The following is a 26,243-nucleotide window of genomic DNA, read 5'->3' on the forward strand; positions in this document are numbered from 1 at the left end:
ATTTCTCTAACTTCTCACATCAACTGATATTCAGGGGTTGACATCAGATTGATGACATTCATTTTGATGCTCTGATCTGAAAATTGTTTAACAGTATTCATATCCAGAGATTCTGAGTTGACGATCAGATAGTCTTCTGCTTTTTTCTGATTTAAAGCTTTGTCAACCTTGCTCCAATCGATTGTTATATTCGGATTTTTAAAACTTTTATTTAGAGCTTCTCTTGATTTCATGCCCATATCCATGTCATCGTCTTCTTTTGCAGAATATTCCATCGACCTCAATCCCGACCATATTTGCGGAATCTGAAGTCGCAGCATCAAAGTCGAGCTGTCAATCCAGGATTTTCCGTTTGGCCAGCCTGCAACATTGGGTGGATAGAGCAGCATTTGTCCCAAAAGCTTTTGATAAACAATAATGTTTTCAGGATTTTGAATTTCCATTGGCAGCATTCTCATCGTTCCTGCAAGAAGTTCTGTTGGCGATTTTATTCGGTTACCGATATTTTTTTTATCGTAAAACCATGAACTTGAAAAGATCTCGGTCATTAGTTTTTTGATGTCATATCCTGATTCATAAAAATTTTCGCTGAGGTTTTTAATGATTTTTAAATCAGGTTTTTCATTTACGAAAAAGGTGTAAATCTTTGTTGTGATGAATTCGGCGGTTGCTTTTTGTTCCAAAATAATATTTAAAACATCATCTCCTGTGAAATTACCTGTTTTTCCAAGAAAGGTTTTTGTGCCCGTGTCGTGAAGTTTCTTTCTTTCGTTAAAATTACCTTCTTTATCATAACCCCATCCTGTAAAAGCCCTTGCCGCTTCACGAATATCTGTTTCAGTATAATTTCCTCTTCCCATTGTGAAAAGTTCCATGACCTCGCGGGCGAAATTTTCGTTGGGATGATCTTTCTTATTCTGTTGATTATTCAAAAAGCTTAGCATTGATGGAGAACGGCTGACTTCAAATAATAAATCTTTAAAATTACCTAAGGACTTCTCCCGAATTACATTCAAGAGCTGTTGATTGAATTTTGGATTGTTAATTCTCGTTGCAAAATGTCCGTGCCAGAAAAAAGCCATTTTTTCTCTCAGCTGTTCATTGCTAGTAGTCATTTTTTTCAAAAAATTTAAATTAAGCTCATTATTCTGCTTTTGATTGATTTTCTGAATTTCCCTTTTCTGCTGAGCAGTGGCTTTAGGATCATTATATTCAATGGGTTCTATGTCGGGAGTTTCATAGACAATGGGAGAGAAGATCTTTTCATTGAAAATTTCCTTCAGAATCGTTTTGATATTTTTATTTTTCAGGTCATCTATCTCGTTTATTCCGGGTCCGAAACCAGCGCGCCATAGAAGATGTTTGTTATTAATAAATGAAGCAACCATAATCCTGATTTTATTTTTTGATGAATAAAAGATGCGGAGGTTAAAGTGTATAAACAATTATTAATGATCATTTATTGCTTGCCTTCATGTAAAGTTAAACAACTATTTAATTAAAATAAAATTTAATCAATTGATTTTCATTATTTTGTGAAATTTTTAAGATTTACTTTTAAGATGTGTGAATTGTTTTGGCATGATTTTTCCTTGTCTCATTTCAGTAAAATTTAAAAATCAGTGTTATGAAAATGATTAAGAAAACAATATTAGGAGCAGGGATTTTAACAGCAGGTTTGTTAAGTGCACAGAGTGCAAGTATGAATAATATGATTAAAGTGGGAGCAACGGCAGGTATTGCGGTTCCTTCAGACAACCTTTCTGCAGCGGTAGGTGTAGATGTAGCATATCAAAATCTAATTACTCCGGGATTTGGGTTAGGTATTGCAACAGGGTATACTCATTATTTTGCAAAAAATAACAACGGATATGACAACAATGATGTAGGTGTAGTTCCGGTAGCGGCGCTATTCAGAATTTACCCTAAGCAGACTGGTTTCTATTTCGGAGCTGACCTTGGTTATGGGTTTTTAGTAGGTGACGACAAAGTTGCTTCAAACTCTACAGCAGACCGACCAGACGGAGGTTTTTATCTAAAACCAGAGATCGGATATCACAACAGAGACTGGAATTTCTTCCTTCAATATCAGAAAGTATTTTCGGGAAGTAACGGTGATATCGCTAATCAAGACTATAATGTGGGAAGCATCGGAGCCGGATTTTCTTACAACATTCCTTTAGGAAAATAATTAAAACCTATATAATCAATTATTAACCAAGCCTTTTCGATTTTTTGAAAAGGTTTTGTTTTACCTAGCACAGATTACCAAAACAATTATTATATTTGATAAAATTAGCGATTATGAACTTAAATCCAAAATTTCCACTTTTTTTACCGGGAGTAAAAAACAGCAGTAATGATAATGTTTCGATCATTGGTGTAAACCTACGTGAAGATGTTACTACGATCGCTTATTATGTCTCTAGTAATGGTGGAATTGAAACTAAAACTCAAAAAAATTATCCCACAAAAGAATATACTGCATTTTCTGAAATTCTTACCCAGTTTATTCAGGAAGAGCAGTTAGAGAACGTAAAACGTTTGGGAATCTCAGTTCCGGGACCTGTTTTGAACGGAAAAAGTAATCCTGCAAGATTAGGCTGGAGCTTTGATGTTGAAGAATATAAAAATGCATTCGGTTTTGAAGAAGTTACTATGCTGAATGATCAGGAAGCTTCGGCTTACGGTATTGCACTTTTACAAGACAGTGATCTTGATGCAATCTACAGCAGCGGTCATCTGGAAAAAGGAAATGTTGCCATCTTAGCGCCAGGAAACGGATTGGGTGAGGCAGGATATTTCTTTGACGGAAAATACCTAAGACCTTTCGCTACAGAAGGCGGTCACTCAGAATTTTCTCCAAGAACAAATGTTGAGGTAGAATTTTATCAGTTCCTAAATAATATTTACGGAATTGTAAGTTGGGAAAACGTATTGTCTAAAACAGGTTTATTTAATATCTACAGATTCTTAAGAGACGTAAAAAGACATCCGGAACCGGAATGGCTTTCTGAAAAACTGACGAACGCCAACGGAAATTTTACAGAAGAAATTTTCAAAGCAGCAGTTGAGGAAGATGTACTGATTTGTAAAATCGCATTAGATACCTTCTTAGAATTTCTGGCTAGAGAAGCCAATAACTTAACTTTGAAGTTAAAGGCAACAGGAGGTTTATTGATTGCCGGAGATATTCCGCAAATTATCAGACAATATATTGATAAAGATAAATTTTACGAGAAATTTAAAATAAGTGATAAAATGGAAGATATGTTGAAGAACATTCCGATTTATCTGATCAATCCAGACAGCACGAGCATTGATGGTGCTGCGCTTTACGCCGCTTACTATAAAGAATAAAAATACAGCTCCGAAGAAATTCGGAGTTTTTTTATGGATGATTTTAGTCATAGAAATATTTTTTAAAATTGATGTACATCAACAAAAACTACCAATTAAGATATTTACATTTGCACCAATAAATAATTAAACAATTTTTATTCATGAAAAAAATATTTTTATTAGCAGTTTTGGCTAGTGGTTTGGCTTTCGGGCAATCAAAAAAAGTAGTAACATCTGATGTTCACTGGTGGGGTTATAAAGTTGCGAAAACTGAATCTAGTTCTCATGACGGAACGGTAAAAGTAAAATCCGGAAACATGATCATGAAAGGGAATGAGCTTGTGGGAGGTGATTTCGTTTTAGATATGAATTCTATCAACGCTACAGATCTTTCAGGAGAATACCAAGGAAAACTGAATGGTCACTTGAAAAACGGAGATTTCTTCGAGGTTGAGAAATTCCCTTCAGCAAGTTTCAAAATCACTTCTGTAAAGAAAAACAGCGATAAAGTTTACAACAAAGTGGTTACAGGAAATCTTACGGTAAAAGGAAAAACAAACCCTGTTTCTTTCCCTGCAAAAGTTTCTTATGCAAACGGAGTGGTAAGTTTAGAGTCAAATAAATTCTCTTTCGACAGACAAAAATTTGATGTTGCTTACAAATCTTCAATGAAAGATGTTTTTGTGAAAGATGATATCGATATGCTTGTAAAAGTGACTGCGAAATAATTTAATCAAAAAAATATTATTAAAAGTGTAGAAGTTCTACACTTTTTTTTATTTTTGTTGAATTGTAAATAAAAAAGAATGAAAAGATTATTATTGTTTGTTATGATGTGTGCGAGCATATCATTTGTATTTGCTCAAAAAAAGGGAGATAAAATTTCTAAAGTGATCACTTCTGAGATCAAATGGTGGGGACACAAGGTTGTGAAAACCAAAGCATCTTCTCATTACGGAAGTTTGAAACTGAAAAGCGGAAAATTTAATTTTGATAAAACGGTTTTTGTTGATGGTGAATTTGTAATCGATATGAGAAGTTTGGTGGTAGCTGATCTTTCTGGTGACGATCAGGTGAAATTATCTAACGAATTGAAAGGAACCAATTTCTTCGAAGTTAAAAAATTCCCGACGGCAAAATTCCATTTGAAAAAAATTATTCCTTTGGCTAACAGCGAGTACAATTCTACCATCGTAGGAGATATTACTATCAAAGGAATCAGAAAGACAATTTCGTTCCCTGCAAACGCTCATATTACGCAATTTACGGTAGAGATTGAGTCTTCAGTATTCTCATTAAACAGAAAAGACTTCAGAATTTTCTATCAGAATTCTTTGAAAGATTATTTCATAAAAGACGAGATGGATATTCAGTTTAAAGTTTCTACTCAAAAATTGGATAACGAAAGACCTTTGTAAGGTTAAAATTTTCATAAATCATTATGCACAGCTTTTATTAAGTTGTGCATTTTTTTTATTTTAGTAATACGAAAACCATATGTATTAATAATTAGTCAAAAATCCTTGAGAACTTTGCTGAGTGGAACGCCTTTGCGAACTTAAAGACAGTTAGTATTTAAAAAATCTTAGCGAGCTTTGCGTTTAAAATATTAATCATTAAAAATAAAAATTAGACAAAATTTAAAAATACAAGATGAAAATATATGTAGTAAGTGGTTTGGGAGCAGATTTTAAAGTTTTAGAAAAACTAAAATTCCCCGAACAACATGAAATCGTCTTCATCGACTGGATGATTCCCGAGCTGGATGAAAGTTTTGCGGATTATGTTGGCAGAATGGCTGAGAAAATAGATACAACCGAACCGTTCTATTTATTAGGGTATTCATTTGGCGGAATTATGGTACAGGAATTGAATAAATTGAAGCCCGCCGAAAAAGTAGTCATCATGGGAAGCATTAAATCTGATAAAGAGAAATCCCGATTGATAAAAGCTGGAGAAATCACTCGAATTCCCAAAATAATGCCTATAAGCTTTTTCAGTGACCGAACTACAACTTTCTATTCTGTGGTAAGAAAAATGTTTGATCCTAAAAATCCACGAATTACACAATATTTTAGAGTACGTGATCCATATTATCTAAAATGGTCTGTCGAAAGAATTTCAGAGTGGAAATTTGAAGAAAACCCAAATGTTATTCAGATTCTAGGAGATCGGGATATTGTTTTCCCAATTAAAAATTCAAAACCCAATTATATTATTAAAGGCGGAACCCATCTTTTTCCCGCAACCAAATATAAAGAAGTTTCAACTTTGTTAAATAAAATTTTTATTTAAATTTTAAAATTAACCCTAATTTTTATTGGGGTTAATTTATTTTTAATGCTTATTTATTAGAATTTATATTTAATTTTGTAGGGGTTGAATTGAAAAATAATGAAATAGCTTTTAAAATTTAAATTAAGTTATTTCAAATACCCTCTAAAAATTAGATTCTATGAAAGTTGGTTTAAAATGGAAAGTTTCATTTATAATAATTTCTTTGGTAGCCATTGGCGGACTTTTTTGGAAGCCCAGCGTTGATTTTCCAAACACCGGAGATTTTTTAGGCGAAGAAAATATTGTCGGTTCAGATGTAGCGTGGATTTTGGCTGCAGCCGGACTCGTTCTTCTCATGACTCCCGGACTGTCCTTCTTCTACGGTGGAATGGTCGGCAAAAAGAACATGATTTCTACCATGCTGCAAAGTTTTATTGCTTTAGGAGTTATTTCTATTTTATGGATTGTGGTTGGTTTTTCTCTGTCTTTCGGAGATTCTATCGGTTTTGAAATCAATGGTGAGCATTATGGGATTATCGGAAACCCTTTTACCTATCCATTTTTTAATCATGTGAGTGTTTATCCTCACAAAACGATGGCTTCCACGATTCCTTTCATCTTATTTGCATTGTTTCAGATGAAATTTGCAGTGATCACACCAGCTTTGATTACGGGTTCATTTGCTGAAAGAGTTCGGTTTATTTCGTATCTGGTTTTTATGGTTTTGTTTAGTCTTTTTATCTATACGCCACTCTGCCATATGGTTTGGCATCCTGAAGGCCTTTTAAATAAATTTTTCGGAGTTAAAGATTTTGCAGGTGGAACCGTAGTTCACATGAGTGCAGGTTTTGCTGCTTTGGCGGGTGCTATCGTTTTAGGGCGAAGAAAAACCCCGCATCATGAGCCTTCAAATATTCCATATGTCATTTTAGGTACAGGAATGCTTTGGTTTGGCTGGTTTGGTTTCAATGCCGGTTCGGCTTTAAGTGCCAACGCAACGGCAGCAATAGCTTTCGGAACGACAACCATTGCTTCAGCTTCCGCAATGATGACATGGATCTTCTTTGACAGAATCAACGGAAGGAAAGTTTCTGCGTTGGGAGCTTGTATCGGTGCTGTTGTGGGTTTGGTGGCCATCACTCCTGCGTGCGGTTTTGTTTCCATTCAAGAAAGTCTTTTTATAGGATTTGCGGCTGCGATCGTTTCTAATCTCATGATGAATTGGAAAGCATTAAAGAAAATCGACGATACTTTAGACGTTTTTGCCTGTCATGGAGTAGGAGGAATTATGGGAATGATTTTGACTGCAATCTTTGCCCACGGTGAAAATGCAAGTCTTCTTCACGGCGGAATCGGAGTTTTTACCCATCACATGATTGCTTTAGTTTTGGTTTCTGTATTCACGTTTTTTGGGTCATTACTTTTGTATAAAATCACCAACAGAATTATCACGCTCAGAGTTTCTGAGGAGTCAGAAAATATAGGATTGGATATGTCTCAGCATGAAGAAAGCCTGAAATGGTAGTTTAGTTTTAATTATAGTGATTTTTATTAGGGCAGCTTTATCCGCCTGTAATTTATCCTGAGCTTGTCGAAGGGCTCCCGCTTTTTTGCCTCCGCCTCGCTCCGGCAAAAAGAGCTCCGTTCAAGTCGGGCTGCGTAGTCTGTGCAGAGTTCAAGAGATGTTTATAAAATGGGAAATTTGTTTGTTTTAGATTTAGTGATAAACCATTTCTGACATTTCATTTCTTTAGAATTTATCGTGTATATTTGCTCTTCATGAAAATGAAAATCACGTATGGAATCTATATCGGTTTTTGAGATTATAAAAGTAGGAATTGGGCCTTCCAGTTCACACACAATGGGCCCTTGGAATGCTGCTTCGGCATTTATCAGAATTATAAAAAGAGAACGGTCAATCGCTGAGGTGAAAGAAGTCTTTCTGGAATTCTTCGGTTCACTGGCAAAAACGGGAATAGGTCACGGCACAGATATCGCCGGAATGTTGGGTTTAAATGGTGAAGATTTTAAAACTATCAATACTTCAAAGATTGACGAAATCGTTCATCATATCAAAACGTCTGAGATTCTTAATTTAGGTGGAGAAAAAGAAATTCCTTTTGTTTACGGGCATCATTTGGTGCTTAATATGTCTAAATCTTTAGACTTTCATCCCAACGGAATGATTTTTAAAGCTGTCTTTGAAGACGGCACAGAGCTCGTTCAGGACTTTTATTCTGTAGGTGGTGGATTTATCGCTAGTCAGGAAAAAAACTCGATTGAGAAACAGTGTGTTCGTACAATTTATCCTTGTCATCACGGTTCAGATATCGTAAAATATTGTGAAAAATTAGGTTTTGATAAAATGTCAGATCTTATTTTAATCAACGAAGAAAGCTGGAGAACGCAGGAAGAGACAAGATCTGAAGCTCTGAATATATGGGAAAATATCAAAGAATGTATTTATAAAGGGGTCAATAAAGAAGGCATTTTGCCGGGCGGACTCAATGTTACCCGCCGTGCGGCCGGAATGAACCGAAAATTATTGGGCGAACAGATTTACAAAAATAAAGATGAATGGTTTCAGCAAGTTGTTGACGCCGAAGAAAACTTTACCAATATCAATAAATGGATCGCGTGTTTTGCGTTAGCAGTGAATGAAGAGAACGCAAGTTTCGGACGTATCATTACTGCGCCAACCAATGGAGCAAGTGGAGTGATTCCGGCAGTTTTAATGTATGCGCAGGCTTTTACACCTTACACGAGTGACGATGACATTGCGAGATTTTTATTGGTCGCAGGAGAAATCGGAACTTTATTTAAGAAAAACGCAACTATTTCTGCAGCGATGGGAGGCTGTCAGGCAGAAATAGGGGTGTCATCAGCGATGGCTGCGGCAGGTTTAACCGAAATATTAGGCGGAAGCGTAGGTCAGGTATTGATGGCAGCAGAAATTGCGATGGAACATCATTTAGGATTGACGTGTGATCCGATTAAAGGTTTGGTACAGATTCCTTGTATTGAAAGAAATACGATGGGTGCAATAAAAGCAATTACTGCAGCGAATATTGCTCTTGAAAGTGATCCTACAAAAGCGAAGGTGAGTTTGGATCAGGTGATTCAGACGATGTGGGAAACAGCGTTGTCGATGAACGATCGTTTCAAAGAAACTTCTGAGGGTGGTTTAGCTATTGCCGTGAATGTACCGGAATGTTAAAATAAGATACAACAGGGCTTAATTTAAAAACGTTCTGACGTTTTGCTTAAAACCTCAGGACGTTTTTAGTAAAAGATGCCGACGTTTCATTGAAAACGTCGGCATCTTTTTTATTTGGCTGTTTATTTCTTATCAAAAACAAGTGTATTCCCGTTCTGGATAAGGCTTAATTGTTTGTTTTCCGGAGAGAAAATAATTTCTACACCAGCATTATCATATTTAAATTTATTTCCTTCCACATATTCTAAAGGAAATGACGGTTGATCAGTTAATTGGGCAAAAAGGATTTCTTCTTTTATGAAGATTTTAAAGTCCAACTTAGTCTCTTTTGAATAATAATTACCCTCATATTTTTGTAATTCTTTTTCAGAGGCTTTTTTCAGCTCTGTAAATTTTGGATATTCATATTCCTGATCATAAATAAGGCTTACAATTCCTAAAAATATCTTTCCGTGTGATAATTTTTCACCGTTAATAACTGTTGCTATAGAATAGTTTTCAGTCGGACTGTAAGAAACAAGTGTGTGGGTTCCGGCAGTATCACCACCATGTCCATAAGAAACTTTGTTATAAAACGGCGCTTTCATTATACCTAACCCAAATGGTTTTTCACCTTTCGGAAGCATTCTGTCTAATGTTTCTTTTTTTACAAATTTATAATCGAATAAAGCATTAATGAATAAGCTCAAATCATGGGTTGTAGAAGTAATGTCTCCCAAACCAATACAGTTACGGAAATCAAAATCTTCTACCTCCATCCATTTTCCGGTGGTGCTTTCGTACGATTTGAAGATGTTTTTTTGATTATCTAAAACTGAAAAAGTGTTTTTCATATTGGCTTTACTGGTGATATTTTCTTTCAATAAAACATTGTAAGGTTTCTTAGAAACATCCTCTAGAATTCTGCTTAATAGATAGTAACCCGAATTTGAGTATCTTTCTTTCTCTCCCGGTTGAAACTCAACTCCGTGTTTTCTTATCGTGTCAAGAATTGCTTTGTCACCAACAGATTTTCCAAATAACCATGAGCTGACATAATCTCCCAATCCGCTTGTATGGTTCATGATGTGTTCTAAAGTAATTTTATTGGCATTGGGAGCGTCAGGATAATACTTTGACAGTTTATCATTAAGATTTAGTTTTCCTTTTTCTTCCAATTGCATCAGCATAATTGCAGTAAAAAGTTTACTGACTGAGCCAATTTGGTAACCTGTATTAGAATCCCATTTTACATTAGGTAATTGGTCTTGTCCGAAGTTTTTCTGATAGATTTCTTTTCCGTCTTTGAAGAGAGTGATGCTCCCGATTCCTTGTTTATTTTGGGTAATGTAGTTCAAAAAATCATCAATTTTAGCCGTATTAATTTCAGCTTTTTTGATGTCTTTTGATATTAAAACTTTTGCTATAGGTTTTTCTTTGCCATCATCTTTGTAAAAATTGAGAGGAAAAGATTTTGAATTTTGCGAAAAAGTTCCCTCAAAATGGTCTGCTTTAAATTGTCCTTTATAAGATGCATTAAGCGCTTTCATTTCAAAAACCAATTCATTATTGATGAATTCAGTTTTATCAACGTTAATGATTTGATTGCCCTGCTTTGGGCTTTTCGCTGTTGAAACGTAGCTGTTATTCTCTTTCGTAACGTCGAGAATTAATGGGAGAGTCATCCCACCAAGATCAAGTTCTCCTTTCCATGAGCCTGTAATTTCCTGGCCGTAAAAATTCTGTGCTAATAAAATCAGCACGAGTAATAGTTTGGTTTTCATTGAATTAAATGTTTAGTTGTTAAGTGTTTGGCATATCATTACAGTAACAAATGTTACGATGCAGAATATTACTGTATGTTGCCATTTTTTAATATTTGTTGCTGTTTTAAATCCGTTGTAGAAAATTGCTATACTGTATATCAGGCAACCTACATTTGCTATTGTATATAAAATCATAACCAAAAAATCTACAAAAGGAAACACTTCGGTTGGCTGCTGTTGATAGTTGGCCACATTTTCTATTGTATTTTTCACAAAATTAATTCCCTCAAAAGGTATAAGAATGATAAGAGGAATCTGCGAAATAAGAACGGCATTTGCGATGTCAATTATTCTTGTTTTACGGTAAAAAACTTTGCCAAGTAGAAACAGAACAGTGATCATTACTGCAAAACTTATAAAAGTAGGGAGAATTAAATCATATAAATTATTTGTCGTAAACGGTGCGATTCTGTATATGCTTATAAAACATGTGTTCGTCCAAAAGCAAAGCGGGATCGTAAGTAGGAAGAAAATAATACCGATAATAAATAAAGCCTTGTCATCGAACTTTTCAAAAGGATTAAAAATAGTTTTCCAGGTCATGTTTTATTTTTTTACAATAATGTTGGGATTTATTTTAAGCAAATCATTTTCAAAATCACTGAAGTTTTTAGGAGATATAATGATGCTTCCATTTGTGAAATAAATTTCTACTCTCCCGATAATACTGGGAGCCGGCGAAGAAATCATATTTCCGGTTTTTTCTATTTTGTAAATATCATTTACCTTGATTTTTGTGGTTCCGAAAATTGAATTTTTCACATACAAAAACTCAGCATCAATCTTATACCGAATGGTCAGCATCAATAATAGTATCGCTACGAAAATCGCACATGGCACTAATACAATTTCCCAATTTCCATTTTTCACATCCAGAGAAATCGGCAACAAAATAATCAGAAAAATAGGAAGCATCAATTCCCAACCAATTCTTGCAGGTATATTTTTCATAGATAGATTTTTATTATTAACCGTTTAATCTTTTTATTTTTTCAATCAAATCATCCATTTTGTTTCTCATGGTCGGATAGGAGAGTTCAGCTTGTTTTGCCATTTCCTTGATACTTCCGCTGGAAAGAAAAAAATTGAGAATAAAATCCTGCTCGTCCCGTGCCAATTTCAGAAGTACCGGAAGCTCGTAATTTCCGTTGACTTCAGTTTTGCAGTCAGGGCATTTCATCTGACTTACCTGAAGTGTGTGATCGCAACTCGGACAAATAATGGGTAACTTCATTGAGTTTTATTTCTGTAAAAGTAATAATAATTTTAATAAAGTTAAAATATTTTTTAATAAAGTTAAAGGTTGTTGTGAAATTTGACATGAAAAAAACTTCCCGAAAGAAGTTTAATTAAGATTTAAGTGAAAATTTATTTATCTAAGATTCCACGTATTTTGTTTGCATTTTCTATGAGTTCACCGAGATATTCAAAGTTCTCTTTTTCCAAAGCAGATTTGAATTTTTTTAATTGAGAAATATGCTCGTTCAAAACATCCAAGACATTCTCTTTATTTTGTTTAAAGATGGGAACCCACATTTCCGGATGAGACTTTGCGAGACGAACTGTACTCGAAAAACCAGAACTTGCCAATTGAAAAATAGTTTCCTCTTCCTTTTCTTTCTCCAAAACCGTATTGGCAAGCGCATAAGAGGTGATGTGCGAAATATGTGAAATGTAAGCAGTGTGAAGATCATGTGCTTCAGCATTCATGTAAATTAAATGCATATCTAATTTTTCAACAATGGTTTGAACCAATTTTAACGCATCTTCTGCAGAATCTTCAAGATCACAAATTACTCCGGCTTTTCCCGAAAAACTCTCTGCAATTGCAGATTTTGGCCCGTGATTTTCCGTTCCCCACATTGGGTGGAAAGCGACAAATCTTGATCTCATTGGATGATTTTTTACCGAGTTGACAATTCCTGCTTTCGTAGAACCAACATCCATCACGGTTTGTGATTCTGAAATTATATCTAAAACCTTAGGCAGAATTTTTCTTGCCGCATCCACAGGAATCGCAATGATAATTAAATCTGAATTTTTAATTCCATATTCAAAATCTGCTTGTTCATCGATGATGTTTAAAGCCAAAGCTTCTTTTAGATTATCTTTATTGTTATCAATTCCATAGATGAAATCGACCGCTTTTTTTTCTTTTAATTTTAATGCGATTGAGCCACCAATCAATCCGACACCAATGATACCTATTTTCATTTTGTTTTAATTTAAAAATAAAAACCCCGTCCGAGGACGAGGTTTTAAGTTATATAACAAGAATCTCTATCCCAAATCTGAGCTGAAAATTCTATAATAATATGTTCTGTTTTTGTTAATCACAAAGCGAAGATAGTAATTTTTTGTTTCTTTGAAATAAAAAAGACCAAACTTTTGGGTTTGATCTTTAAAAAATTTAATCGTTTAATGTATGAGTACTAATTGATGATTAGTTAAAAATATTACGGATTAGAGATAATCAATGTTGAGGGAATGTCTGAAAGCCAAAGACTTTTTGAGTCGATAAGACCTCGCCAGCTTTTTTTGCTGATTAGCATAAGATCCTGTGAGTTTAAAAATTCCTTCTCAATTTTTTTCTCGTTATATAAAGTGATGTGATTGGGTGCAACCTGTTCGATACTTCTGATGAGCTCTTTTACCTCAATGTTGCTTCTTATCTGTCCGGCAACATCCAAAATAATAATCTGTGAATTGTTATTGTTGATCAATCTTTTCGCATATTCAAGCAGATAAAAATCGCTTAAATTGAAAATGGGAACAAATACTTTTTCGGCTGAAGTAAATTCTTTTTCAACCAAAACACCCACCGGAATATTTGTTTTATCTAAAATCTGCAAGGTGAAATCATCAAAAGGAGAGTTGTTGAAAATATAACTTTTCCCTTTTACTGTATTCAGTAATTTTTCCGGGTTGATGATTTTTGTGGTAAAGCCTAAAAGTCTTCCGAGTAAACTTCCTTCATACATCGATTTCCCGAGCATGATTAAAAGTAAATCGTAATTTCCTTTGTTTGAAATGCTGGTCAGATCACTTTCAATATCAGTTGAAGCTTTGAAAAGGGTGGTCACTTCCAACTGAAGTTCATCTGAGGTTTGGATTACTTTTTTAAATTGTTCTTTTTCAAAATTTTCAATATCAAAAGCGTGCAATTCATCTACCGGCGCGATATTCATCGCGGTTACGCTTTTGTTTCCGTTCATTTTGTGAGTGAAATTGTCGGCTAATCTTAATAATGTACTTCCGGATTCGGCAGTGTCAAAAGATAAGAGAACTTTATATTTTGCATCATCATTTTCCTGTTCTTCATCGTCCATTGTCGATTTTTTTCCTCTAAAAAGATAATTGATAAGATCAAGGCAAGGGCCGGTCATGAAAGTGGTAAATAATGCCATGATGACCAACATTGCAAATAATTCCGGACCTAAAACGCCTAAATCATAACCAATATTTAGTACAATTAATTCTGTGAGCCCTCTCGTATTCATCAATGCTCCAATGGTGAGACTGTCTTTCCAGCTCATTTTGAGGAATTTTGAAGTCAGTGCACTTCCTACAAATTTTCCGGTAACAGCAGTTAGTATAATGAAGCCGCCGATTTTCCAAAGGTGGGGATCATTTAACAAACCAATCTGAGTACGCAATCCCGTAAATACAAAGAATAAAGGAAGCAATAAAACCAAAGCAACATCTTCAATTTTTTCAATGAAAAGATTTCTGAATTTCACATTTTCTGGCATAATTGCTCCTGCCATAAATGCTCCGAAGAGAGCGTGAATTCCGATAACTTCTGTTGCGTATGATGAAATAATTAAGATTAGGAAAAATACAGCAACCAATGGTTTGCTGATAAAACCTTTGCCTTTTTGCGATTCAGCAATTCGGTGTAAGAAAGGTCGTACGGCTTTAATCATAAAAAAGACATACAATATCGCCATTAAAATAACAAATACTGAACCTGAGAACGATCCTGCTTTTACAACCGCAATTACAGCTGCCAAAATACACCACGCCGTAATATCATCTGCAGCGGCGCAAGTTATAACGACTGTCCCAATTTTTGTCTTATGAAGATTTCTTTCCTGAACAATTCTTGCCAAAACCGGAAAGGCTGTGATGCTCATCGCAATGGCAATAAACAAAGCAAATGAACTGAACTGAATTCCCTCCGGAGCAAATTCTTTATAAATAAAATAAGAAAGTCCTACTCCTAAAGCAAAAGGGAAAATAATACTTGCATGGCTGATGACCACTGCATCGTGTGCTTTTTTACGTAGAACGCTTAAATCAAGCTCCATCCCAACGATGTACATGAAAAGTATCAAACCAATCTGACTCAAGAACTGTAAATTCCCAAGTGACTCTTTAGGGAAAATGAATGCCGAAAGTTCTGGGAAATAAAGTCCAAAAAGTGAAGGTCCCAAAACGATTCCGGCAATCATTTCACCAATCACGGAAGGTTGTTTTAGTTTAACGCAAATCCAGCCAAATAGTTTTGCGACAAGAATGATGGTCACAATCTGAGCTAATAAAAGTGCGAGTGGATGATGAAGATTCGTCATAAAAGAATCGGTGAAATTCTCCCACATCGTAGATCCTGTCGCTTTACTTGGAGCAATATTTTCTCCTATTTCTAAAGTTTTTCCTTCGATAAAAAACCAGTACATCAAGCATGAAAAGAATGCGATGGTACTGATATAAAAGATAATATTTTTGTATTTCCCCATAATCAATAATCATTTTATTTGAACGCTAATTTCTAAAGAATAAACGGATGGTAAAAGTTGTTTTTTTTGAAATGTAATAAATGCACAGAATAATGTAACGAAACTTATCTGAAGCTGTAGCCCAACCCAATTCCCATTTTCCAAGCGCCATTGTCTGTGGATGTTTTCGTATTATAATAGAACGGAATCTGTAATGCTACTTTTTTGTAAATCACTGCTAAACCAACTCCTAGTGTAGGCATAATCGGTGAGTTTTTTGTTCCAGTTGATTGGTCTTCTTTAATTCTCAGTGAAGGTAACATTCCGATCATCATTTTGGTGTTTTTATATTTGAAATTGACGTTCGGACCTGTGAAATTGATGAATGCACCATGGTCGACATATCCTGCAACGGCAATTCCATCAAAAAGTGAAACTTTTATTTTTGAATCAGTTTCCTGCGAAAAGAGTAGAGCGGATGTAAGAATTCCAAAGACGGATAGAATTTTTTTCATTGTACATTATTTAATCAGGACGCAAAAATAGTTTGATTAAACAACCGTTTAAAGTTAATGTAATGAAACAGCAAAATTATGCAGTGAAAGTTGAAAAGTCTGAAAAATCCTATTTTCCGAATCTTTCCATCAGTGAATTTTTATAGGTTTCGCCAATCTGTAATTTTAAATAATGATCGTTTTCTGCGGGAATCGTCGTGATAATTTCACTCGTCGACAAAACTTTTACGGATGATAAAGCGATGATTTCTTTTTTATTGACCTGCGCAAAATCTTTGGAAGGCAACATTTCTAAAAGCGACTTGAAATTCAGATTTTTCAGCACGATGGTAGTTCCATCTTTCAGGATAATATCTTTGTCGCGACTGTCGATTTCTGAGGTTTTAATATAAGCAATCTGCTCTGTAAATATGGTTGATTTTCCGATGTTGCTGTTCCACTCGATAGATTCTTTCTGCGGAAGATGACTGAATAAATCTGCCGCTTTTTCAAAGGCCTGAATCAGTCTTTCTTTTTTTATTGGTTTTCTAACGTAATCAACCACATTTAAGTCAAATGCTTCAGCTGCGTATTCTTTGTAAGCTGTTGTGAAGATGATTTTTTTTGAATCTGAGATTAATTCTGCGACCTGAAGTCCAGTCATTCCCGGCATTTCAATATCTAAAATACAGAGGTTACAATCGATGGAATTTATTTCGCTCAGGAAAATTTTAGGATCATTAAAAGCTTTTACAACTTCTACATTGTCAATCTGTTCGCACAAAAGTTTTAAATAACTTATGGCAAGCAGTTCATCATCAAGAATAACGCATTTTATCATAGAATTCGCCTAAATTGATTGTTAATTCGGCTGTGAAGATACCGTTTTTTGAACTTTTTTGAAGGGTGTAAAAATTGTTGTAAATCATTTTTAAACGTTGATCCAAAGACTGACTTCCAAAACCGCTGTGCTCTTTTTCCAAAACATTTTTTAAGGAAGCTTTGTTGCTGACTTTCATTGTAAAAATTCTGTTTTCTAGCTCAAGATGAATGGCGATGAAAGAGTCCTGAGCCAAAAAATCGGTGTGTTTAAAGGCATTTTCAATTAAATCTACAGAAATCAGAGGTGCAAAAACTTTTTCTTCATATATCGCATCAGACTTATCAATTTTAGATTTAATTCTGAAATCAAAAAGCGGATTGATCTTAATTTTATTAATTTCAATTAAACTCAAAGCAAAGCTGAATTCCTCTTTGGGGCTTACAAATTTGTTGTTGCTTTCGTATAAAATATAATCCAAAACATTCGCCAGTTTATCCAATGACATATACGTTTGATAGGCGTGAGACTGTACCGAATTCAGGATGTTTTTAAACAAATGAGGATTTAGTTTTGTGCCAATATGTTCTAGCTGAACTTCATTTAATCGCTGCTCAATCAGTTTATTGGTTTCCGAAAGTTTAGTATTTCTCTTTCTGAAAATTTGATTTTGGCTGAATAAATAAATACTGACCGTGAGAAAAAAGAATATGGCAAAAACTCCAACGAAAATCAGATAATCGTGAATCATGTAGTAATTGCCGTCCATCTCAGTAGATTATTTTATTTTTTTTAAACTTAATAACTGAGCTTCTTCAGCACATTTTTCGAATGAAACTTCGTAACGAGGATTGTCTTTCGGATAAGAAATTAGGTAATCCGGACAAGGTTTTTTCTGAGCGTGACTTCTGTCGAAATCTACTTTTCCTTCCGTGATGATGCTGTCTTTTAAGAATTTTTCATCTACTTTTAAAGCTGCCATTTCTGTCTTGAAGCTTTCAGAATATTTAAAATCTTTAGATAAAGTTTCAGCGATCACACGGCTGTTGGGTAGATATCCGCTGCAGCTTACGCCTTTTTTATTAAGAACGAAAAATACAATAACCAATCCTGGAACGAGACCGATTAAAAAGAATTTGATTTTTTTCATTAGAAAATTAAAAGATTGATATCATGATAAGTAAGTCCGAAACGGTCGCAGATTACCTTCTTGGTGTGTCTGCCCTTATACATATACAGACTTTGTTTCATTTCGTTTTTGCGGATGAGCATATTTTCGAAACCACCCTCAACATCGTAATTTAGAATATAAGAAAGGAAAAAGTTTGAGATTGCCTTCGTGGTTGTTCTCGGCATTTTTGAGGTCAGATTCGGAAGTCCGCAATGGATAACACCATGTTTGATGATGTAAGGATCTTCCATTGTAGTCAGTTCTGACGTTTCAACTACTTTGCCGTAATCAATTGCAATATCGATGATGACGCTGCCCTTTTTCATTTTGCAAACCATCTCTTCGGTGACAATCGGCTGCATATTCAATCTTGGAAGAGCTCCAATGACAACATCTGCACGTCTTAAGCTTTTACTTAATTCTTTAGGATCAATAATTGAAGTGGGAACTCTGCTGTCAACCAATGTGTGAAGTCTCCTTAGTTTAGATAATGAATTGTCAAATACTTTTACACTTGCTCCCAAACCGATTGCAGCTTTTGTTGCAAATTCTCCAACGATTCCTGCGCCTAGAACAACAACTTCTGCGGGTCTTACTCCTGTAATTCCTCCAAGCATCAATCCATTTGATAAGGCTAGTAATTCTGAGGCGTATAAAATAGAAACTGTTCCTGCGATTTCGCCTATTAATCTTACCAAAGCCAATTGTTTGTATTCATCAGCGATAAATTCAAAGGCAATAGCGTTGACTTTTTTCTCAGCTAACTTCAGGAAATAATCTTTATCTCTAAGATTGATCTGTAAAGCAGAAACGAGATAGGTATTCGGTTTGAAATAATCAATTTCTTCATCTGTAGGCGGATTGATTTTTAAAATCAAATCCTGACCAAAGGCTTCTTTCGGATCCTTTGTAATAATTGCCCCCGATTCTGAGTACTGAAGATCAGTGAAAAATGAGCCTTGTCCCGCACCGGATTCTACGATGATCTCATGACCATGCTGTATCAAAACCTGCACTGCGTCGGGTGTTATACAAGTACGTCTTTCGTTGAGACAGGTTTCTTTAGGAATTCCTATGCTGAATTGCTTGCCCTTTTTAATAACTTCCAACTTTTCCTCCTTTGGCATCAGTTCTTCCTCGGAAAAAGGAGTAAAAATATTTGTGGTACTCATTTTAAATTCAATTATGACTTAAAGAAAATTAATAATACAATCGATTTCTTAGACAAAGATACATAATATTTAGTCGAAACTGATTTCTCTGCTTTCACCGTTATTGTGGATGCTCATCGTGTGGTACTTTAGTCCGTATAGTTCTTCTTCATAAACTTCGGGCCATTCAATAATGCACAGATAGGCATTGTCGAGATATTCTTCGATACCGATATCAAAGACTTCTTCAATATTTTTTAGTCGGTAAAGATCAAAATGATAGACTTTTCCTTTAGGTGTATTGTATTCATTTACAATAGAGTAAGTAGGGGAGTTGACTTCATCTGGACTGCCTATATTTTTAAGTAAAAACTGAGTAAATGTAGTTTTTCCGGCTCCTAAATTTCCTTTTAATAATAAAATCGGATGTTGAAGTTGTGGAAGGATTTCTTCAACAACATCTTGCCAGTCTTCTATCTTTTTAATATTAAATTGCATAAGCAAAGATAATTATTTGTATTAAATTTCAGATAGTGCAAAAATAAAACTGACTGAATAAAATTCAGCCAGTTTTTGTAGTTATGATAAAAATGTTTGGTTTACTTCTTAATAACTTTTGATATACTTACTTCATTGTTTTCAAGTATTATTTTTACAATGTAAACTCCTGAAGCGTTATTTTCTAAGGATATTTCTTCTGTTTTCCCTCCCTTTTTAACCAATTGACCGGAAATATTATACATTTCGAAAGATTTTATCTTATCCTTAGAATCAATCTTAATGATCGATGTTGTTGGGTTTGGATAAATTTTAATTCCACCTTTCCACCTTTCGTGTTCTGTTGTAGATAAATTTCCAGCAATAATTTTTACTGTGTAATCTTCTACTTGCCCCGATCTCAAATCTGTAGCACACGGCCCGGAAATAGAATTTTGAGAAGTCGATGTGATATTGGTATTTTTTACGATACGCATTTTGGTATTTCCTAAAACTGCGGTCGACGGAATTGTAATGTTTGTAGTAATTGTATTTGCGTTCGCAGGGTTTGCAGAAGCGAGCTGGCCAACGTAGAAACTTTCACCCGAATCATTAAATATACCATTGTTATTAAAGTCAATATATGCCATCACATCACTCGGGAAAGTGCTTGAAGGTCCTTTTACAGAAAGAATATAGGTATTCCCCTGATTAATATCTGTAGAAATAGCACTGAAGTTTTCGTAAGATGGAGTCGTTCCCGAAGTAAACGGAGAAGTATTATCAATCGTATTGAATGTAACTTTAGTAATCATATTGCCATCAGAATTATTCTGAAAAACAGGTAAACAGAAAGGGTTAGCATTTCCGGGTGACTTTATTTCAAAATTATCAAAAGAAAGATCGTAATCTCCAGCAGTTCTGTTTGCATTAATTCTAACTTTCACGTATTGATTTTGGTAAGAAGCCAGCGAATAGATTTTCTTGATATAAGTTCCGGTTCCTGCTTCGTTATTCACTGTCTCTAAGGTTGTCCATGTGATTCCGAAATCTGTTGAAATCTGAACTTCAAAGTTACCCCAATCAGCTAACGGAGCGTAGGGACTGTTATAATTTGACTGTTTGTAATCAAAGCTGAAAGTGTAATCTGCAGAATTCAATGGCCCTACTGCTATCGTGCTAAATGTTCCAGTTGCAGCTGAAGAATGTAGGTTTTTATACAAGTTGGTTGCAGATACACCAATTCCTGTTGCACCTCGTGCAGTTCCTAAGGTATATGATTGCGGGCTTGTTCCATTCGTCCAGCCATCAGGATAATTTGATGTTAAGAATTCTTCTTTCCAAGGTGCAGGAGCTGTTTGAATTGTTGCAAATGAAACTGATTTCCAAGGACTTTTTACTGTAGAAGAACAAAGTTTTCTTATCCAGAAATAGTATGTTCCATTGGTAAGTGAAGAAATATCAACTGAGTTATTTCCCGTTGCTAATGTAGTAAATGCAGAACCGTCAACCGGAGTTGTATTGCTGGTGGTAACAATATATTCATATCCGTTTGCGGGCTGTTGATTGTTGACATTCGTCCATGAAATATTTGCTCCCATGGGAGTAGTACTGTTTACCGTAAGGGTTGATAATTCCGGGCAAGCTGGAATAGGTTCCCAAATCACATCATCTACATACATATATGAATAAGTTCCGCCGTCAACTCTTCTTATTCCAAGATAATTAGCAGAACCATTATAGTTATCTAAGTAAACTATGAATTCCTGATAGGTTGTCGTTAAAGGTAGCGTTTGAATAACTTCTACATTGGCAGAAGCATTATTTCCGGTTAAAGCAACAATCTGTACTTTGGTGTCCGTAGCAGTTCTTCTTGCTTTGAAACGTAATCTGTGGGTTCTGCTGTTGATGTTATTTAATTCAGGACTCACAAGAATGATTTTCGTTGCAGCATCGGTAGTTGTTGCGCCGTTTCCATAAAAGCTGATATTGTTAGGGGCAGAAAAATGATCTGTTGTTGTTAAGCTGATAGTAGGAATTGAAGTATTATTTGATGTTAAAATTTTACTCCAGCAGTTCGGAAGATTGTTGGTTCCCGTAACCGAATCAAAATTTTCATTCAAGGCAGAAGCTGCAACACACGCTGTATAAACACTTGCTGTACTTGAGTATGAGCTTTCACACTGGGCGCTCACATTTTTCCCTCTGATATAATATTGAGTGTTTGGTAGTAAACCATTGACAGCCTGTAAAAGTGTTGTTGTAGACAATGTAAATGGAGAGCCGGCAACCATATTATTGAAATTACTGTCTGTGGCGACTTCAATAATTGTGTTGATGGGATTTGCTGTTCCGTTTTCCGAAGTAGCCCAATTTATATTAAAAGAATTTGTTGTAATGTTTGAGGTAGTAATTCCGCTTACGCCAATAGGGCAGTTGGTGATATTGCTAACTAAAGGATTTTGAACATTATATAGGGGGCCGTTGCTACAGTTTGAATTTACAGCATAAATAGTATATGTGTACTGATTATTTCCTCGAATTCCATGATTATAATTATTTTCAAAAATTGTATTGGCACCGTAATACGCAACATAACTATTGAGTGAGGTATTGTTTCCTGTAGTATAAGCAGTTCCGTTTACCGGAGAATTAGATGTTGTACCTGCCAGAGTTCGTAAAATAAGATATCTGTCTGCAGCTGATGAGCTTGGTGTAAAGCTACCATTGATAATAATTCCTGTATTACTTAATGTGAAATTGGTAGGTTGAGAGGTCGGCGTTGCACAAGGCGAGGGCGGAGTCCAGTTTAAAGTTAATCCTTGTGACGGTAAAAAATTGTAATTGGTTGCTATTCCAGCTGAAGAATTGGTTCCTGCTGTGGAATTATTCCAATTGCTTGTTGCGTTTCCAGATGCCGTTCTGTTGATGTAATCGTTACTTGCCGTACCTCTAAGTCCAACTTTTGCATTGGTCGCACTCGGTGTTCCTTGAGATGTCAGATTGTAAACGTATTTTATTGTTCCATTTTCATGCAGTCTTGCCTGAAAATTCCAGTCATGATACGATGTCGCTGTCGGGGCTGAAGAGAAAGGTCTGAAATGACTCCACTGTACTACAAACTCACGATTGGGAGTAGTTCCTATAACAGAATAGTCTATCGTACTTGATAAATTATTAATATTAAAAATCGAAGCTAAATCTGCAGCCAAAGGAGAAATCACTCCGGTATAAGCTACCCCCGAGCCGATAGGATCTGTAGAGTTTGTGATTGGAGCACCAAAACTGATAAATCCGTTGGCATGTACTTTTAAAGAATTAAAATTGGTTCCGTTAAACGGAAATTGAAATGGAATCACATTATCCAAAGTATACACATTTTCATCCAAAAAACCGGTTCCTGAAGCTGCTGTAGCTACCGCAATATTGGTCGGGTTAGATAAAGAGGTGTAATTTCCCTGGCTTTGCGAAAAAGAATAGAGAGAAATAATTTGGGCGTTTGCTTGCCATCCTGATAAAACGAAAGCTCCGATTAAGCCTAGTTTTGTTTTCTGTACTGTTTTCTTAAACAGTTTAAAAAATCGATCTGTCATCATATTACTAAGTTTCAAGTGGTAAACTTATTATTTTTATTTAGAATTAATTTAAATAATAAATATGATTTAAATCAATCCATGAATTAATCAATTTTTAAACTGATAATATATGTGTAAAAGCTTTTTTGAATATAAAATCTAGAATTGTTAATTTTGATAAATATTCATTTAATTCATTTTATGCGATAGAATTTGATATTTCACTAAAATTCAATTATATAAATAATTGACAGATTGCTTGAAGTATGAGCTACTTTATGATTTTGTTAGAATTAAATTTTACCTTTAAAATCATAATTCCATTTTCTAACTTCTCTTTAAATTTACTTATTTTTACACCATGATTTCCAAGCAGACGATAGATAAAATATTCTCAACAATCCGGGTAGAGGAGATTGTTGGCGAATATGTGCAGTTGAAGAGAGCGGGATCCAACTTTAAAGGTCTGAGCCCGTTTCATGATGAAAAATCGCCGAGTTTTGTAGTTTCTCCAAGCAAGCAGATTTGGAAAGATTTCTCGACAGGAAAAGGTGGAACTGCGATTTCTTTTTTAATGGAAATTGAAAATTTTACGTATCCTGAAGCACTTCGCCACGCCGCAAAAAAATATGGAATTGAGATTGAAGAAGACCAGCGTGAATTTTCCGAAGAAGCAAAAAATGCGCAGTCTGAAAGAGATATTCTGTACAAAATTCATGAAATTGCCAATGAATATTTTCAAAATATTTTATGGGAAAATGAAGAAGGCAGATCGATTGGTTTGTCATATTTCAGAGAACGTGAACTGAAAGATGATATCATCAAAAAATTCCAGCTGGGATATTCTCCTGAAAAGAAAAATGCATTTACAGAATTTGCTTTAAATAAAGGATATTCTAAAGAAATATTAGAAAAATCAGGACTTTCCATTTTTCCTGAGAATTCTCCGGCTGGGATTGACCGTTTCCGTGAAAGAGTGATGTTCCCGATTCACAGTTTTTCGGGAAGAGTTTTAGGTTTTGGAGCGAGAATTCTTCGAAGCAATATTAAAACTGCCAAATATCTCAATTCTCCCGAAACAGAAATTTATCACAAATCAAATGTTTTATATGGTTTGAACCAAGGTAAACAGGCGATTTCGAGAAAAAACATCTGTCTTTTGGTGGAAGGTTATATGGATGTGATTTCGCTTCATCTTTCAGGAATTGAAAATGTTGTGGCGAGCTCAGGAACTTCTCTGACGACCGAACAAATCAAGTTAATTAAAAGACTTACCGAAAATGTAACCATTCTTTTTGATGGTGATAATGCGGGAATAAAAGCGAGTTTCCGAAGCATTGATATGTTGCTGACCGAAGGAATGAACATTCGTGTTTTGCTTTTTCCTGAAGGAGATGACCCCGATTCTTTTGCCAGAAAACATCCACAGGAATATGTAGAAAAATTCATCGAAAATAAAGCGATGGATTTCATCGATTTTAAAGCCGAAATTCTTTTAAAAGAAGCTGGAAATGATCCGATAAAAAAAGCAGAGGCCATCAGAAATATCGTAAAATCTGTTGGTTTCGTCCAAAATGGCTTAAAAAGAGAGGTTTACCTAAAAGAAGTTTCTACAAAATTCGGACTTTCTGAGCAGAGTTTGTTTAATGAATTAGATATTCAGAAGCAGATTACTCAAAATCAAGCGCCTAAAAATCAACCAAAAGAAAATAATGTTCAGCCAAAACTGGAAATTGTTCCTGCTAGTGTTGAACAGGTGGATCCGATTATATTTGATTTACTTAATCAGGAAAATAATTTAGTTAATCTGATGTTGAATTTTGGCGATGTCGTGCTTCACAGAGAAAATGAAGCGAATGAAAAATATGACATCACGGTCATTGAAGAAATCCTTCATCATTTTGAAGAAGAAAATTATGAGTTTCAGGTAGAACTCAATAAAATTATCATTGACAGCATCAAAGAAGGAATTGCCAATGAAGAACTTCGTAAAGGAAATTTTTTTGTCACTTTTATGGACGAAAATATCACTTCAAAAGTTGTTGATGCCATTATGCCTCTAAATGATTTGGAAAACTGGGCTTCCAGAAATATTTTTCCGCCTAATTATGGTGATAAAATCAATACTCAGGTGGAAGGTGATATTCTGATTCATAAATTCAGATACATCGATTATTTAATTAAAGAAACTACTGAAAGCCTTGAGAATTATAAAGATAACGAGTCTAAATATTTTGAATCAATTAAAAAAATAACTCTGCTGAAACAGGCTTCTATGCAGTTGTCGGAGATTTTAGGTTATTCTCCAATTAAAGGAATTTATGTGAAAAGATAGCCGAAATTAGATGTTAGGATTCAACTAAATAGTGAAAAATTATTTTTAAGATAATAATCTTTTACCTAAACTGCCAAAAAGTCCTATAAAATTTTAGGAATAAAAGTTGTAAATTACATCTTAATTAAATTTAAAAATATACCAATAGAAATATGGACATTAAAAAAGAATTCAGAGATTTCTCTGTAAAGCACTTAGGAAACAGCGGTCTTGCGACTGATCAGTATATGGGAATGTATGGACCAACCAACCTTACTCCTTATATCATGGAAGAAAGAAGATTGAACGTTGCGCAAATGGATGTTTTCTCTCGTTTGATGATGGATAGAATCATCTTTTTAGGAACCGGAATTGATGATCAGGTTGCCAATATTGTAACTGCTCAGCTTTTGTTCTTAGAAAGTTCTGACTCTGCAAAAGATATTCAGATTTACATTAACTCTCCTGGAGGAAGCGTTTACGCAGGTTTGGGAATTTATGACACGATGCAGATCATCAAGCCGGATGTAGCAACAATCTGTACAGGTATTGCGGCTTCTATGGGAGCTGTTTTATTGGTGGCAGGTGAAAAAGGAAAACGTTCTGCATTGAAGCACTCTAGAGTAATGATTCACCAGCCTTCAGGTGGTGCACAAGGTGTTGCTTCTGATATGGAAATCAACTTGAGAGAAATGTTGAAATTGAAAAAAGAATTGTATGACATCATTTCTGAGCATTCCGGACAAACTTACGAGTGGGTAGAAAAAGCATCTGACAGAGATTACTGGATGACTTCTACTGAAGCAAAAGAGTTTGGAATGGTCGATGAGGTTTTACAGAGAGCTAAAAAAGAAAAATAATTTTCTTCAGAGAATAATCAAG

General features: G+C 35.0%; 23 protein-coding genes. 9 read left to right on the forward strand and 14 right to left on the reverse strand.

Annotated features, from left to right (window positions below; all coding sequences use genetic code 11):
- Nucleotides 1-14: 14 nt before the first annotated feature.
- Nucleotides 15-1,388 (reverse strand): DUF1800 domain-containing protein, encoded by a 1,374-nt coding sequence (locus MQX03_RS00325; RefSeq protein ID WP_242800471.1) that lies wholly within the window; start codon nucleotides 1,386-1,388, stop codon nucleotides 15-17.
- A gap of 239 nt (nucleotides 1,389-1,627) precedes the next feature.
- Here MQX03_RS00325 and MQX03_RS00330 point away from each other — a divergent pair, with 239 nt between their 5' ends.
- The 7 genes from MQX03_RS00330 to MQX03_RS00360 all read left to right on the forward strand — a co-directional run bounded on the left by MQX03_RS00330 (nucleotide 1,628) and on the right by MQX03_RS00360 (nucleotide 8,836).
- Nucleotides 1,628-2,191 (forward strand): hypothetical protein, encoded by a 564-nt coding sequence (locus tag MQX03_RS00330; protein WP_129536573.1) that lies wholly within the window; start codon nucleotides 1,628-1,630, stop codon nucleotides 2,189-2,191.
- Between the two features lie 113 nt (nucleotides 2,192-2,304).
- Nucleotides 2,305-3,360 (forward strand): glucokinase, encoded by a 1,056-nt coding sequence (locus MQX03_RS00335; RefSeq protein WP_242800473.1) that lies wholly within the window; start codon nucleotides 2,305-2,307, stop codon nucleotides 3,358-3,360.
- Between the two features lie 143 nt (nucleotides 3,361-3,503).
- The gene (locus MQX03_RS00340; RefSeq protein WP_242800475.1) at nucleotides 3,504-4,070 is read left to right on the forward strand and encodes a YceI family protein; all 567 of its coding nucleotides are present in this window, start codon (nucleotides 3,504-3,506) and stop codon (nucleotides 4,068-4,070) included.
- 78 nt (nucleotides 4,071-4,148) lie between these two features.
- Nucleotides 4,149-4,760 (forward strand): YceI family protein, encoded by a 612-nt coding sequence (locus MQX03_RS00345; RefSeq protein WP_242800477.1) that lies wholly within the window; start codon nucleotides 4,149-4,151, stop codon nucleotides 4,758-4,760.
- 235 nt (nucleotides 4,761-4,995) lie between these two features.
- Nucleotides 4,996-5,637, forward strand: coding sequence for an alpha/beta hydrolase (locus tag MQX03_RS00350; protein WP_242800479.1), 642 nt, complete (start codon nucleotides 4,996-4,998; stop codon nucleotides 5,635-5,637).
- Between the two features lie 160 nt (nucleotides 5,638-5,797).
- Nucleotides 5,798-7,144 carry an ammonium transporter gene (locus MQX03_RS00355; RefSeq protein WP_242800481.1) on the forward strand — a complete coding sequence of 449 codons (1,347 nt, stop codon included), beginning with the start codon at nucleotides 5,798-5,800 and terminating at the stop codon, nucleotides 7,142-7,144.
- A gap of 273 nt (nucleotides 7,145-7,417) precedes the next feature.
- The gene (locus tag MQX03_RS00360) at nucleotides 7,418-8,836 is read left to right on the forward strand and encodes an L-serine ammonia-lyase (RefSeq protein ID WP_242800483.1); all 1,419 of its coding nucleotides are present in this window, start codon (nucleotides 7,418-7,420) and stop codon (nucleotides 8,834-8,836) included.
- A gap of 122 nt (nucleotides 8,837-8,958) precedes the next feature.
- On the opposite strand, the gene MQX03_RS00365 is transcribed toward MQX03_RS00360, so the two are convergent.
- From MQX03_RS00365 to MQX03_RS00425, 13 genes are all read right to left on the reverse strand, one after another.
- A complete protein-coding gene (locus tag MQX03_RS00365; RefSeq protein WP_242800485.1) occupies nucleotides 8,959-10,599 on the reverse strand; it encodes a serine hydrolase domain-containing protein in 1,641 nt (546 codons plus the stop codon).
- A gap of 12 nt (nucleotides 10,600-10,611) precedes the next feature.
- Nucleotides 10,612-11,184 carry a YIP1 family protein gene (locus tag MQX03_RS00370; protein ID WP_242800487.1) on the reverse strand — a complete coding sequence of 191 codons (573 nt, stop codon included), beginning with the start codon at nucleotides 11,182-11,184 and terminating at the stop codon, nucleotides 10,612-10,614.
- Between the two features lie 3 nt (nucleotides 11,185-11,187).
- Entirely contained in the window at nucleotides 11,188-11,592 is a 405-nt protein-coding gene (locus MQX03_RS00375; protein WP_242800489.1) for a PH domain-containing protein, read from the reverse strand.
- 16 nt (nucleotides 11,593-11,608) lie between these two features.
- Nucleotides 11,609-11,875: a DUF2089 family protein gene (locus tag MQX03_RS00380; protein ID WP_129536580.1), complete on the reverse strand. Its 267-nt coding sequence runs from the start codon at nucleotides 11,873-11,875 to the stop codon at nucleotides 11,609-11,611.
- Nucleotides 11,876-12,009: 134 nt separating this feature from the next.
- On the reverse strand, nucleotides 12,010-12,855 hold the full coding sequence (locus tag MQX03_RS00385) for a prephenate dehydrogenase (protein ID WP_242800491.1): 846 nt from the start codon (nucleotides 12,853-12,855) through the stop codon (nucleotides 12,010-12,012).
- A gap of 242 nt (nucleotides 12,856-13,097) precedes the next feature.
- A complete protein-coding gene (locus MQX03_RS00390; protein ID WP_242800493.1) occupies nucleotides 13,098-15,380 on the reverse strand; it encodes a cation:proton antiporter in 2,283 nt (760 codons plus the stop codon).
- 104 nt (nucleotides 15,381-15,484) lie between these two features.
- Nucleotides 15,485-15,874 carry a hypothetical protein gene (locus tag MQX03_RS00395; RefSeq protein WP_242800495.1) on the reverse strand — a complete coding sequence of 130 codons (390 nt, stop codon included), beginning with the start codon at nucleotides 15,872-15,874 and terminating at the stop codon, nucleotides 15,485-15,487.
- Between the two features lie 109 nt (nucleotides 15,875-15,983).
- Nucleotides 15,984-16,694, reverse strand: coding sequence for a LytR/AlgR family response regulator transcription factor (locus MQX03_RS00400; protein ID WP_242800497.1), 711 nt, complete (start codon nucleotides 16,692-16,694; stop codon nucleotides 15,984-15,986).
- Nucleotides 16,672-17,442, reverse strand: a complete 771-nt coding sequence (locus MQX03_RS00405; RefSeq protein ID WP_242800499.1) for a histidine kinase — start codon at nucleotides 17,440-17,442, stop codon at nucleotides 16,672-16,674. The genes MQX03_RS00400 and MQX03_RS00405 overlap by 23 nt, the downstream gene beginning before the upstream one ends.
- A gap of 9 nt (nucleotides 17,443-17,451) precedes the next feature.
- A complete protein-coding gene (locus MQX03_RS00410) occupies nucleotides 17,452-17,823 on the reverse strand; it encodes a hypothetical protein (RefSeq protein ID WP_242800501.1) in 372 nt (123 codons plus the stop codon).
- Nucleotides 17,823-19,016 (reverse strand): alanine dehydrogenase, encoded by a 1,194-nt coding sequence (locus tag MQX03_RS00415; RefSeq protein WP_242800503.1) that lies wholly within the window; start codon nucleotides 19,014-19,016, stop codon nucleotides 17,823-17,825. Before MQX03_RS00415 ends, MQX03_RS00410 begins: the two co-directional genes overlap by 1 nt.
- A 69-nt stretch (nucleotides 19,017-19,085) precedes the next feature.
- On the reverse strand, nucleotides 19,086-19,493 hold the full coding sequence (gene tsaE, locus MQX03_RS00420; RefSeq protein ID WP_242800505.1) for a tRNA (adenosine(37)-N6)-threonylcarbamoyltransferase complex ATPase subunit type 1 TsaE: 408 nt from the start codon (nucleotides 19,491-19,493) through the stop codon (nucleotides 19,086-19,088).
- 101 nt (nucleotides 19,494-19,594) lie between these two features.
- Nucleotides 19,595-23,068, reverse strand: coding sequence for a T9SS type A sorting domain-containing protein (locus tag MQX03_RS00425; RefSeq protein ID WP_242800507.1), 3,474 nt, complete (start codon nucleotides 23,066-23,068; stop codon nucleotides 19,595-19,597).
- A gap of 340 nt (nucleotides 23,069-23,408) precedes the next feature.
- Between MQX03_RS00425 and dnaG the strand changes: the two genes are divergently transcribed.
- Entirely contained in the window at nucleotides 23,409-25,382 is a 1,974-nt protein-coding gene (gene dnaG, locus MQX03_RS00430; protein ID WP_242800509.1) for a DNA primase, read from the forward strand.
- A 152-nt stretch (nucleotides 25,383-25,534) separates the two neighbouring features.
- Nucleotides 25,535-26,221, forward strand: a complete 687-nt coding sequence (gene clpP, locus MQX03_RS00435; protein WP_076451857.1) for an ATP-dependent Clp endopeptidase proteolytic subunit ClpP — start codon at nucleotides 25,535-25,537, stop codon at nucleotides 26,219-26,221.
- Nucleotides 26,222-26,243: the final 22 nt, after the last annotated feature.

It is taken from the genome of Chryseobacterium aahli, from assembly GCF_022699665.1.
Classification (GTDB): domain Bacteria; phylum Bacteroidota; class Bacteroidia; order Flavobacteriales; family Weeksellaceae; genus Chryseobacterium; species Chryseobacterium aahli.

Coding starts and splice junctions, on each gene's coding strand:
- MQX03_RS00325 (WP_242800471.1), bottom strand. CDS start 1,388: ATGGTTGCTTCATTTATTAATAACAAACATCTTCTATGGCGCGCTGGT.
- MQX03_RS00330 (WP_129536573.1), top strand. CDS start 1,628: ATGAAAATGATTAAGAAAACAATATTAGGAGCAGGGATTTTAACAGCA.
- MQX03_RS00335 (WP_242800473.1), top strand. CDS start 2,305: ATGAACTTAAATCCAAAATTTCCACTTTTTTTACCGGGAGTAAAAAAC.
- MQX03_RS00340 (WP_242800475.1), top strand. CDS start 3,504: ATGAAAAAAATATTTTTATTAGCAGTTTTGGCTAGTGGTTTGGCTTTC.
- MQX03_RS00345 (WP_242800477.1), top strand. CDS start 4,149: ATGAAAAGATTATTATTGTTTGTTATGATGTGTGCGAGCATATCATTT.
- MQX03_RS00350 (WP_242800479.1), top strand. CDS start 4,996: ATGAAAATATATGTAGTAAGTGGTTTGGGAGCAGATTTTAAAGTTTTA.
- MQX03_RS00355 (WP_242800481.1), top strand. CDS start 5,798: ATGAAAGTTGGTTTAAAATGGAAAGTTTCATTTATAATAATTTCTTTG.
- MQX03_RS00360 (WP_242800483.1), top strand. CDS start 7,418: ATGGAATCTATATCGGTTTTTGAGATTATAAAAGTAGGAATTGGGCCT.
- MQX03_RS00365 (WP_242800485.1), bottom strand. CDS start 10,599: ATGAAAACCAAACTATTACTCGTGCTGATTTTATTAGCACAGAATTTT.
- MQX03_RS00370 (WP_242800487.1), bottom strand. CDS start 11,184: ATGACCTGGAAAACTATTTTTAATCCTTTTGAAAAGTTCGATGACAAG.
- MQX03_RS00375 (WP_242800489.1), bottom strand. CDS start 11,592: ATGAAAAATATACCTGCAAGAATTGGTTGGGAATTGATGCTTCCTATT.
- MQX03_RS00380 (WP_129536580.1), bottom strand. CDS start 11,875: ATGAAGTTACCCATTATTTGTCCGAGTTGCGATCACACACTTCAGGTA.
- MQX03_RS00385 (WP_242800491.1), bottom strand. CDS start 12,855: ATGAAAATAGGTATCATTGGTGTCGGATTGATTGGTGGCTCAATCGCA.
- MQX03_RS00390 (WP_242800493.1), bottom strand. CDS start 15,380: ATGGGGAAATACAAAAATATTATCTTTTATATCAGTACCATCGCATTC.
- MQX03_RS00395 (WP_242800495.1), bottom strand. CDS start 15,874: ATGAAAAAAATTCTATCCGTCTTTGGAATTCTTACATCCGCTCTACTC.
- MQX03_RS00400 (WP_242800497.1), bottom strand. CDS start 16,694: ATGATAAAATGCGTTATTCTTGATGATGAACTGCTTGCCATAAGTTAT.
- MQX03_RS00405 (WP_242800499.1), bottom strand. CDS start 17,442: ATGGACGGCAATTACTACATGATTCACGATTATCTGATTTTCGTTGGA.
- MQX03_RS00410 (WP_242800501.1), bottom strand. CDS start 17,823: ATGAAAAAAATCAAATTCTTTTTAATCGGTCTCGTTCCAGGATTGGTT.
- MQX03_RS00415 (WP_242800503.1), bottom strand. CDS start 19,016: ATGAGTACCACAAATATTTTTACTCCTTTTTCCGAGGAAGAACTGATG.
- tsaE (WP_242800505.1), bottom strand. CDS start 19,493: ATGCAATTTAATATTAAAAAGATAGAAGACTGGCAAGATGTTGTTGAA.
- MQX03_RS00425 (WP_242800507.1), bottom strand. CDS start 23,068: ATGATGACAGATCGATTTTTTAAACTGTTTAAGAAAACAGTACAGAAA.
- dnaG (WP_242800509.1), top strand. CDS start 23,409: ATGATTTCCAAGCAGACGATAGATAAAATATTCTCAACAATCCGGGTA.
- clpP (WP_076451857.1), top strand. CDS start 25,535: ATGGACATTAAAAAAGAATTCAGAGATTTCTCTGTAAAGCACTTAGGA.